The organism is Archangium sp., from assembly GCF_036388035.1.
Classification (GTDB): Bacteria; Myxococcota; Myxococcia; order Myxococcales; family Myxococcaceae; genus Archangium.
This window is the reverse complement of the sequence record NZ_DASVSO010000035.1, coordinates 1-9,984: the sequence shown is the minus strand read 5'-3', so window position 1 is coordinate 9,984 and position 9,984 is coordinate 1. Positions and strand designations below refer to the sequence as shown.

At 71.4% G+C, this 9,984-nt stretch carries 8 protein-coding genes and 1 pseudogene; 6 read left to right on the top strand and 3 right to left on the bottom strand.

From position 1 onward, the window contains the following. Nucleotides 1-1,647: pseudogene (locus VF697_RS01650) on the bottom strand (hypothetical protein); the annotation flags it as partial. 126 nt (nucleotides 1,648-1,773) lie between these two features. Between VF697_RS01650 and VF697_RS01645 the strand changes: the two are divergent. The 4 genes from VF697_RS01645 to VF697_RS01630 are packed head-to-tail and all read left to right on the top strand — an operon-like array spanning nucleotide 1,774 to nucleotide 5,345. Next, nucleotides 1,774-2,925, top strand: coding sequence for a glycosyltransferase (locus VF697_RS01645; RefSeq protein ID WP_331091579.1), 1,152 nt, complete (start codon nucleotides 1,774-1,776; stop codon nucleotides 2,923-2,925). Next, nucleotides 2,922-3,665, top strand: a complete 744-nt coding sequence (locus VF697_RS01640; RefSeq protein WP_331091577.1) for a nucleotidyltransferase family protein — start codon at nucleotides 2,922-2,924, stop codon at nucleotides 3,663-3,665. The genes VF697_RS01645 and VF697_RS01640 overlap by 4 nt, the downstream gene beginning before the upstream one ends. After that, nucleotides 3,662-4,630, top strand: a complete 969-nt coding sequence (locus tag VF697_RS01635) for an NAD-dependent epimerase/dehydratase family protein (RefSeq protein ID WP_331091575.1) — start codon at nucleotides 3,662-3,664, stop codon at nucleotides 4,628-4,630. Before VF697_RS01640 ends, VF697_RS01635 begins: the two co-directional genes overlap by 4 nt. A gap of 7 nt (nucleotides 4,631-4,637) precedes the next feature. Further along, entirely contained in the window at nucleotides 4,638-5,345 is a 708-nt protein-coding gene (locus VF697_RS01630) for a hypothetical protein (RefSeq protein WP_331091574.1), read from the top strand. Nucleotides 5,346-5,355: 10 nt separating this feature from the next. On the opposite strand, the gene VF697_RS01625 is transcribed toward VF697_RS01630, so the two are convergent. Next, nucleotides 5,356-6,354, bottom strand: coding sequence for a glycosyltransferase family 2 protein (locus tag VF697_RS01625; protein WP_331091572.1), 999 nt, complete (start codon nucleotides 6,352-6,354; stop codon nucleotides 5,356-5,358). Between the two features lie 87 nt (nucleotides 6,355-6,441). On the opposite strand from VF697_RS01625, the gene VF697_RS01620 reads away from it, so the two are divergent. Then, on the top strand, nucleotides 6,442-8,016 hold the full coding sequence (locus VF697_RS01620) for a lipopolysaccharide biosynthesis protein (protein ID WP_331091570.1): 1,575 nt from the start codon (nucleotides 6,442-6,444) through the stop codon (nucleotides 8,014-8,016). Between the two features lie 6 nt (nucleotides 8,017-8,022). On the opposite strand, the gene VF697_RS01615 is transcribed toward VF697_RS01620, so the two are convergent. Continuing rightward, a complete protein-coding gene (locus VF697_RS01615; RefSeq protein ID WP_331091568.1) occupies nucleotides 8,023-9,219 on the bottom strand; it encodes a glycosyltransferase family 4 protein in 1,197 nt (398 codons plus the stop codon). Nucleotides 9,220-9,449: 230 nt separating this feature from the next. Here VF697_RS01615 and VF697_RS01610 point away from each other — a divergent pair. After that, the coding region (locus tag VF697_RS01610; RefSeq protein ID WP_331091566.1) for a glycosyltransferase at nucleotides 9,450-9,984 on the top strand (535 nt) is incomplete at its 3' end.

Here is a 9,984-nt window from a genome sequence, read left to right as displayed (position 1 = left end):
CGGCCGCTGCCCATTGCGGTCCGCCCCGTCCGAATGGTTGCCATTGTAGAGAATCAGGGCCAGTTGGTACCAGGCCATGTTGAAGTAGTGGAAGGTGAGCGGGCTGTTGTCGAGAATGCCCGTCTTGTCCTGCGGCAGCTTGAGGAGGTTGGGCGAGGAGTCGAAGGTGGTGTTGGCCATCCACCCCCGGGTGTCTCGTGACGAGGGGAAGAGCTGACGCTGGTGCCCCTCGAGGCCGAACTCCTGCATCACCTCCCACATCTTCACCACGTGCCAGAGGGAGGTGGCGTAGACCTTGCGCGAGTGCTCGATCTGCTGGGCGACGGTGCTGGCGTTCGGGTCCCTCACGGGGATGAACTCGTAGAGGGCCAGGTTCCAGAGGCGGTGGGCGGAGAAGAGATAGGCCCTGTAGTTGGTGTAGCCCCCGGCCTTCACCTTCGCGCTCAGCTCTCGCACGCTGCTGTTGACGCCCGTCGCCGTCCCCTCGCCCGCGTAGAACTTGTTGAGCCGGTGATTGGCGAAGGTATCGCCCCAGGCGTCCTTGGGGTGGATGCTCGGCAGCCAGTGGTTCCAGTCCGGGAGCTGGAAGAAGATGGGAATCTCACGGACGCTGAGGTTCGCCGTCGTGGCGATGGCCGCCTTCTGGATGCCGGCCGGAAAGATGTAGCGCAGCATGTCGCGATCCTGCTCCAGCACGGCGTCCACCCCCGCGCCGGCCGCCCACTGCTCCACGGGCTTGGAGTCGAGCCCCGGCCCGGGCTGGTAGGGCGGGTTCCACGGCCGCCCCGGGTTGGGCACGCCCGGCAGGGTCCGGATATAGGAGGCGATCCTCTGGCCCTCGAGCTCCGTGAGGCCATGGAACTTCGCGCGCTCGATGATGGAGTGGTTCGAGTAATTGAAATACTTCAGGTCCCTGCCGTCCTGGGCATGGCAGTCCATGCACCGGGCGCGGATGGCCACGGGACTCATGGGGGAGCGAACGAGCTGCCGGGTGCGCCAGAGCTTCTCGCCCTCGGCGATGGAGGTGGCATCCGTGAGCGGCGGCTTCCAGGTGGCCGGGGAGTCGTCCGAGAAGGTGGAGTCCGGCAGGACGCGGCTCCCATCGGCCCGGAGGAAGTTGAGCTTCAGCACCCGGTAGCCGATGGACTTCCCGTCCGAGGCGTTGAACCGGAAGGAGATCTGGTTCGCGCCCGCCACCAAAGCGCCGGTGGGCACGTCCAGGCGCAGCTTCACGGTCGCGAAGGTGCCGCCGATGCCCCCGTAGACCTTCCCGAGCCCCTCGACTGTCACCGTCTGGTTGTTCAGGGGCAGCCAGGCGCCGGAGTTGAAGCGGACGCTGGCCTTGGTCGCGTAGCTCAGGCTGTGCGCCTGGAGCCAGAGCTTCAGCGGCTGCTGGACGTCCTGCGCGCTCAAGGGGACCGTGACGGAGCGCGTGACGCCCGCGGCGCCGATGACCTCGAGAGGCAGGGGGATGGGCAGGCTGAGGGCGGCCTCCCGCGGGTCCAGCTCATCCGGCACCTCCTGCCCCGGTGGAGCCTCCGAGGGGTCGCTCCCCACTGGGCCCTGGAGGCACCCGGTGAAGGTCAGCGAAAATCCCAGTGCGAGGAACGAGAGCGCGCGGCGGAGAGAATGTTTGGCCTTGGACATTTGTTGGGGCTGAAATCATCAGCACCGAGCACTGCGCACAAGAACGAGCGGGCGAGCGAGGGCCGCTCCGTGGGTACGCTCAGGAGTCCTACCCAATCCCGGGTGCGATTGGATAAGAGGAGCGTCGTGAACAAGAAGGCTCTGGTCCTCGCCGCCAACGCCGTGGCCCGACAGGGAGGCCAGGGCCTCAACCTCCAGCACATGGTCGAGGCGCTCCGCGAGGACTTCGAGCTGAGCGTCTTCTGCCGCGACTCGCTCGAGCCTCGCACCCACCGCGTGCCCCCCTCGCGCCTGGCCACGATGATGGGACGCGTGCCGCTGCTGCGGCGCCGACGTGACTGGATGGTGCTGGCGAGCGACCTGCACTTCGACCGCTACGTGGCGGCGAACCTGCCGGCCGTGGACGTCTTCCAGGGCGTGGTGGGCCAGTGCGCCGAGAGCCTCCAGGCCGCCCGGCGCCGGGGCATGCGCACCGTGCTGGACGTGGTGAACACCCACGTGGACGACTTCCGCGCCCATGTGGACCGGGAGTCGCGCAAGTTCGGCCTCAAGGGCAACATCGGCCCGGGCATGTACCAGCGCATCCTCACCGAGTACCGCACGGCGGACGTGGTGCGGGTGATGTCCGAGCGGGCCCGGCGCACCTTCCTCGCGCGCGGCTTCCCCGAGGAGAAGCTGGTGGTGGCCTCGCCGCCCATGGACCTGGGCGAGTTCCCCCAGGCCACCTTCCCGCAGGCCTCCTTCCGGGTGAGCTTCGTGGGCCTCATCGAGCCGTGGAAGGGCTTCCACTACCTGCTGGAGGCCTGGGACGCGCTGAAGCCCAAGGACGCGGAGCTGGTGCTGTGGGGCGGCTCGGGTTCGCGCGCGGCGACGCACATGCTGCAAGACTTCCAGGCGCGGGACACCTCCCTCATCGTGAAGCCCGAGGAGGTGCGCCGGGTGGGCTACGCCGAGGTGTACGGGAAGATGAGCGTGCTGGTGCACCCCTCGCTGGCCGATGGCTTCTCCTACGCGGTGGTGGAGGCCATGGCCTGCGGCGTGCCCGTCATCGTCACCGACAACACCGGCGCGGCGGACCTCGTGGAGGACGGCGTCAACGGCTACGTCGTCCCCACCGCCGACGCGCGCGCCATCGCCGAGCGGCTGGAGTACCTCCACCGCCACCCGGAGGTGCTGCCGCGCATGGGCGAGCAGGCGCGCGAGGCCGTGCGCCGCCACCTCACCCCCGAGAACTTCCGGCGCCCGCTCGTCTCGCGCATCCAGCAGGCCTTCACATGAGCACTCCCCCCGTCCCCGGCTCGCCCCTCTCGGACCTCACCGCCGTGCTCCTATGTGGCGGCAAGGGCGAGCGGCTGCGCCCCTTCACCGAGCACTTCCCCAAGCCCCTGGTGCCCCTCAACGGCAAGCCGCTGCTCCAGCACCTGCTGCGCTACCTCACGCTCCAGGGCGTGCGCCGCTTCGTGCTGTGTACCGGCTACAAGGCCGAGGCCATTGCCCGCTTCGTGCAGGAGCTGGCCCTGCCCCCGGAGCTCGAGGTGGTATGCGTGGACTCGGGCGAGGCCGCCAGCATGGCGGACCGCGTGCTCGACGCACGGAAGCATGTGCCCGGCCGGGCGCTCGTCTGCTATGGCGACACCCTGGCCAACGTGGACCTGGGCTCGCTCGCCGGCCGCCATACGGCGTCCGGGGCCCTGGCCACAGTGACGGTGTACCCGCTGCGCAGCCCCTACGGCATCGTGTCCCTCAAGGGGGACTCGGACCGGGTGGCGGGCCTGCTGGAGAAGCCCGTGCTGCCCTATTGGATCAACATCGGCTTCATCCTCTGCGAGCCGGCCGCGCTGGACACCCTGCGCCGGGGCACGGACCTGGTGACGTTCCTCGCCGCGCTGGCGGAGCACGGGGCGGTGCGGGCCCACAAGCACCAGGACAAGCACCTGACGGTGAACACGGAGAAGGAGCGCTCCGAGGCCGAGGGTGAGATCGAGTTCTTCACGCTTCTGGAAGGGACGGGAACATGAGCGGGCTGAAAGACAAGCGCGTAGTGGTGACGGGCGGCTCGGGCTTCATCGGCAGCCACCTGGTGAAGCGGCTGCTGGAGCAGGGCGCGAAGGTGGCCGTCACGCTGCGCTACGGCAACGTGATGAAGAACGAGCGCCTGCGCGAGGAGTGGACGCGCATCAAGGTGATTGAGGCGGACCTGCGCAACCGCGGCGCGCTGGAGGAGGTGGCGAAGTTCGACCCGCAGGTGGTGTTCCACCTGGCCGCCTACAACCACGTGGGCGAGAGCTTCCGGCAGGTGGAGGAGTGCTTCGACGTCAACGCCAAGGGCACGGCCAACCTGCTGGACGTGGTGCCCGGCACCGAGTCCTTCATCTACATGTCCACCTCGGAGGTGTACGGCCACCAGGCGGGCGTGCCCTTCGTGGAGACGATGAACCCCGAGCCCATCTCGCCCTACGCCATCACCAAGTACTCGGGGGAGCTGTACTGCCGGATGAAGCAGCGGATGAAGGGCAGTGGGCGCATCGTCGTGCTGCGCCCCTTCAACGCCTACGGGCCCTACCAGAGCAGCAAGGCCATCATCCCCGAGCTCATCATCAACTGCCTCAAGGGCAAGCCCATCCGCACCACCAAGGGCGAGCAGACGCGCGAGTTCAACTACGTGGGCAACCTGGTGGACGGGCTGCTCGCCGCCGCCGAGGACAAGAGCACCATCGAGGGCCCGGTGAACCTCGCCTCGGGCGAGGAGGTGGCCATTCGCGACCTGGTGAAGAAGATCGCCGCGCTCACCGACACGAAGTCCTCCATCGAGATTGGCGCGCTGGAGTACCGGCCCACGGAAATCTGGCGGATGTTCGCGGACAGCTCGCGGGCCCGCTCGCTCTTCGGCTGGACGCCCCAGGTGAGCCTGGACGAGGGCCTCAAGCGCACCGTGGAGTGGTACCGCCAGTACCTCACCAGTGGCGGCGCCCACCTGGAGTGAGCCGGTCATGGAAAGCCTCCTCAACCGATTGCGGCCCCTGGCCCGACTGATGCCCGAGGGCCTCAAGGGCCCGCTGCGCGGCGTGGTGCGCGACTGGCAGCTCCGCCGGGCCCTGGAGCGGATCGCCGCGCTGCCGCCCGGGCACCTGCCCACGCCTCCCCTGGTGGAGGAGCTGCGGCGGGGTTGGGGCAACCTGGGCTACGCCGCGCGCCCCGAGTACCTCCAGGAGCTGATGGAGCGGGCCTCGACGACGCCCGGCCCCATCCTCGAGTGCGGCTCGGGCGTCTCCACCCTGCTGCTGGGGTTGCTGGCCGGCAAGCGGGGCGTGGAGACGTGGACGCTGGAGCACCTGCCCCAGTGGCATGCGCGTGTGTCCGGCACCCTGGAGCGCCAGGGCCTCCGCCACGTCCACAACGTCCTCGCCCCGCTGCGCGACCATGGCGGCTACTCCTGGTACTCGCCCCCGGTGGAGCGCCTGCCGGCCTCCTTCCAGCTCGTCATCTGCGACGGGCCCCCCGGCACGACCCCGGGCGGACGCTATGGCCTGTGGCCGGTGCTCGGGGAGCGGCTCGCCCCGGGCGCCGTCATCCTCCTGGATGACGCGGACCGGCCCGGCGAGGAGGAGGTGCTGCAGCGCTGGCGGGCCGAGGCGGCCATGCGCGTGGAGATGCGCCACGTCCCGGGCGGCGCCTACGCCGTCATCACCCGCCCGTGAGCCCTCTGGCTCACGCCGCCCGGCGCAGGGAGAGGTAGCGGCGCACGACACCCCGGAAGGGCCGGGCCGACCACACCGCGAGGAAGAGCTGGCCCTCGCGGTAGTGCGCCTCGGAGACGAGGCCCCGCTCCCGGCACCGGCGCCACACCGCGAAGGCCTCCTCCCGGTGGCCCTGCTCGCGCCACTGCTCGGCGAGGTTCAGGTGCAGACGCGCCAGCAGCAGCCGGCGCCGGGGCGTGAGGCCACCGCACGCCTCCAGGCTCCGCCGCGCCGAGGCCACCGCATGCTCCACGCCCCGCAGTTGCGGCGGCCCCCGCTTCTTGCCGGAGATGGTGGGCCGATCCGGCGTCTGCACGCGGTGGAAGAAGAGGGGACCGTCGGGGAAGCACTGGTAGCGCACGCCCTGGGCCAGGGCCCGCACGTAGAAGTCCCAGTCCTGCCAGCACGGCAGCGCCTCGTCCCAGGGGCCGAGCCTCAGCAGGGCCTCGCGGCGCCACAGGGCCCCGGCCGTCTGCCAGGGGATGTTCACGCGTAGGTAGCGCTCGAGGTCATCCTGTCCCGGCACGGCCCGCACCACGTGCTCCATGTCCCCGGGGTGCGTGTGGAAGTGCTGGTGGGGAAAGACGCCAAAGTCGAGCCCGGGCGCGCGCTCCATCCACCGCAGGCGCTCCTCCATGCAGCGCGGGGACAAGAGGTCGTCGTCGTCGAGGAAGATGAGGAACTCGCCAGTGGAGGCGGCGAAGCCGAGGTTGCGGCAGTGGTTGCCACCGACGGGCTCCTCCTCGCGCACCACCACGCGGATGCGCGGGTCGGAGGCCCCCCACTCCTGGAGGCGCGCCACCGTGCCGTCGCGCGAGCCATCGTCCACGACGACCGCCTCCCAGTCCGGGTGGCTCTGTCGTTGGAGCGACTCCAGGGCCTCGGTGAGCAGCGGCAGTCGGTCCCGGGTGGGAATCACCACCGAGACCCGGCCCTGGACACCGGCCCCTGATCTGGACGCCTGCGCCATGGGGAGCAACTCTAACCAAAACGACCCCACCCGGCCGCGAGGATCGTGAGCGCCTGCTCGCCCTCCAGCCAGTAGAGGACAGAGCGCTTGCGTGCGCGCGGCGGGTTGTCCGATGGTCACCCGGTGACGCGTTCCAGCCGTTTCCTCAGTGGCTTCAAGTGGGGGCTCGCCAACCAGGTGCTGACCCTGGTGGTGGGGCTGCTCGTCACACCCTTCCTGCTGCGGCGCCTGGGCCAGTCGGACCTGGGCTTGTGGATGGTGGCCAGCTCGCTGCTGGGCTACCTGGGACTGCTGGACCTGGGCGTCGTCGCCCTGCTGCCGCGCGAGACCGCCTACGCGGCGGGACGTCACCCGGAGCGGCCCCTGCCGGCCGTGGCCGAGGTCTTCAGCCGGGCCCTGCAGATCGCCCTCCTCCAGCTGCCGCTGGTGGCCGCGGGCGCCGCGCTCCTGCTGCTGCTGTTGCCGGAGAACAGCGAGCGGCTCGTCCACCCCTTCCTGCTGGTGCTGGGCACCTTCGTCGTCCTCTTCCCGCTGCGCCTCTTCCAGGCCGTCCTCCACGGCCTGCAGGATCTGCGCTTCCTGGGCGTGCTGCAGACGGTGAGCTGGGCGGCGGGCACCGCCACGAGCGTGGGCCTGGTCCTGGCGGACGCGGGCCTGTTCGCGGTCGCCGCCGGCTGGGTGGTGACGCAGGGACTGTCGGCCCTCGCCTGCTTCTGGCGCCTGCGCGCCGCCTTCCCGGAGGCGGTGCCCCGCCGGCTGACCCGGCCCTCGTGGGAGAGCCTCCGCGCCTGGCTGTCCCAGTCGCTGTGGCTCACCGTCTCCAACGTGGCGCAGCTGCTGCGGCTGGGCACGGACGTCGTCATCATCGGCAAGCTGCTCGGGCCCGAGGCGGTGGTCCCCTACACCTGCACGGCCCGGCTCGTGAGCGTGTTGAGCAACATTCCGCAGCTGGCGCTGGCCAGTGCCCAGCCCGCGCTGGCCGAGCTGCGCATGAGCGCCGACAAGGCGCGCGTCACCGAGGTGTCCAACGCGCTGGAGCGGCTCATGCTCTTCCTGAGCGGCGGCGCCTTCTGTGGCCTGCTGGCCATCAACGAGGGCTTCATCCGGTTCTGGGTGGGCGAGTCGCAGTACGGGGGGCTGGCGCTGACGCTGCTGTTCCTGACGAGCATGCTGCTGCGCCACTTCTGCCTGTCGGTGAACTCGTGCCTGTTCTGCTTCGGGTACGAGCGGCGGCTGGGGCTCACGGCCATCACCGACGGCGTGGTGACGTTCCTGTTCCTGTGGCTCGGCGTCTCCCTGTTCGGGCTGGTGGGCGCGGCGCTCGCGCCCATCCTCGGCATCTGCCTGGTGTCGCTGCCGATGAACATGTCCCTGCTGGCCCGAGACTCCGGGCGCTCCCTGCGGCAGGTGGCGCGCAACCTCGCGCCGTGGGCGGTGCGCTTCGCCGGGGTGCTCGCGCTGTCGCTGGGAGTCGCCGTGGGGTTGAAGCCGCGAGGCCTCCTGGCCTTGACGCTGGCGGGCACGCTGGTGGGCGGCGCCTACCTGCTCGTCATGGGTCCGCTGCTGTTCCAGGCGCCCCTGGCCCCGTACGTCCGTCCCCGCCTCGAGGCACTCCGGGCCCGGTGGAACGCCGTACGCGCGGGCCGGCTCGGCACGGGCTGAGCCCGCCTACGCCCCTCGCTGGGCCAGCAACGCGCTCAGCGCGTCCACATGGGCCTCGGCGTTGAAGCGTCGGGCCGTGCGCCAGGCCCCCTCGCGCAGCCGGGCATGGTGGCCCGGATCGGCGAGCGCCCGGACGAGGGCATCGGCGAGCCCCTCCGGCGTGGGTGGGTCGCCCGGGGCGAGCTCCCCGGAGACGCCCGGCTCGCACCAGTCGGGGATGCCGCCCACCGCGAAGGCCACCGAGGGGAGCCCCACCCCCCCCGCCTCCACGCCCACCATCCCGAAGGGCTCCGGCCAGACGCTCGGCACCGCGAGCACGTCCACCCGCCGCATCCACCGCTCCCGCTCGGCCCGGTCCACCCAGCCCAGGAAGCGCACCGGCACCCGCCGCGCCGCCGCCTCCGCCTGCATGCGCGGGCGCTCGGGCCCCTCCCCCGCCACGACCAGCTCCAGCTCGCGCCCCAGGGCCTCGCGGGCCCTCGGCAGGGCACGCACCAGCTCCACCCCACCCTTCAAGTCCGTGAGTCGCCCCACCATCAACACCTGCCCGGACGGGGGCCGCGCCGCGGGAGGCTCGGAGTCCGGAGCGCCGTCGCCGAACAGGGGCACGCACACCACCTGCCGCTCGGCGAGCCCGTGCCGGAGGTACTCCTCGCGCATGGCCCGACTGCCCACCAGCACGGTGCCGTAGCGGCGGACGAGCTCGAGGCGGCGCTGTTGGTAGTGGTACTCCCGCACCGCGGTGAGGGGGCTTCGGCCGCCACAGCGGCGCGGCAGGTAGTGCACGAGGCACGCGGGGCCGAGCACGCGCTGGCACACCACCGGCCGGGGGAAGGCGTGGCGTTTCATGCCGCTGATGCACGTGCCGTAATAGGCATGGAGGAAGAGCAGCGCCGGGTAGCGCTCCAGCAGCGCTTCCTCCAGGTCGAGGTCCTCGACGCCGTGCTGGTAGACCCGGTCCGGCCCCCACGCCGCCACCCCCGCGAGCACACCCTGACGCCCGAGCGCGGTGCGGCTCCACACCGGAATGTCCAGCCCCGCGTCGATGCGGACCTGACCGGGGGCGGCGTCGTGCTCGAAGAGGAGCCCGGGGGCATGGCCTCGGGCCTGGAGGAGCGGCAGCAGCGTGCGCAGGTGCGACTCCACCCCGCCCACCACGGCGCGGTGCCTCGTGACGAGGAGAATGCGCGGGCCGGGGCTCATGGCGCCCCGAAGGGCCCGAGGGCCCTGGACAGAAGCGGGTGGGCGAGGCAGCGGCGCGTTCGATTCATGAGCGGCCCCATCCTGCCACCCCCCGCCCTGGAACAAGCGGGCTTCGTGCCTTCCTGGAGCTGGGACCCCCAGACACCGGGCGAACAGTCGGGCCCCATCCCGCCTCCGAGCGTCGCACCGTCGCCTTGACCCGGCCGGTCTCCTCTGGTGGGGTCCCACCCGTGCGGTTGCTCTTCCTGAGTCCAGTGGGGGTGGTGGGCGGCGCGGAGCGGACGCTCCTGGACCTGCTGGACTGCCTGCGCCGCGCGCCGCGAGCCCCCTGGCTCGGACTCCTCGCCGGTGCGGAGGGGGCGCTGACGGAGCAGGCACGGGCCCTGGGCGTGGAGACGCTCGCCCTGCCCCTGCCCTCCGAGCTCGCCTCCCTCGGGGACTCGCAACTGCGCGGAGCGGGAGCGGGGCACTTCTTGCGCTTCAGCGCGTCCCTGGCACGGGCCACGCCGGCCGCGGCGAGCCACCTGCGCTCCCTTCAGCGCGCCCTGCGCGACTTCCGGCCGGACCTCGTCCACTCCAACGGGCTCAAGACGCACCTGCTCGCGGCCCTCTGTGCCCCGGGGGCTCCGGTGGTGTGGCACATCCACGACTTCCTCGGCGAGCGGCCCCTGGTGCGCCGGGCGCTGCGCGTGGCCGGCGTGCGCGCGGCGGCGGCCATCGCCAACTCGGCGGCGGTGGCGGAGGACGCCCGGCGGGTGCTCGGCC

Excerpts from the sequence above, each read along its gene's own strand:
- VF697_RS01640 (WP_331091577.1), top strand. The coding sequence starts at position 2,922 with ATGAGCACTCCCCCCGTCCCCGGCTCGCCCCTCTCGGACCTCACCGCC.
- VF697_RS01635 (WP_331091575.1), top strand. The coding sequence starts at position 3,662 with ATGAGCGGGCTGAAAGACAAGCGCGTAGTGGTGACGGGCGGCTCGGGC.
- VF697_RS01630 (WP_331091574.1), top strand. The coding sequence starts at position 4,638 with ATGGAAAGCCTCCTCAACCGATTGCGGCCCCTGGCCCGACTGATGCCC.
- VF697_RS01625 (WP_331091572.1), bottom strand. The coding sequence starts at position 6,354 with ATGGCGCAGGCGTCCAGATCAGGGGCCGGTGTCCAGGGCCGGGTCTCG.
- VF697_RS01615 (WP_331091568.1), bottom strand. The coding sequence starts at position 9,219 with ATGAGCCCCGGCCCGCGCATTCTCCTCGTCACGAGGCACCGCGCCGTG.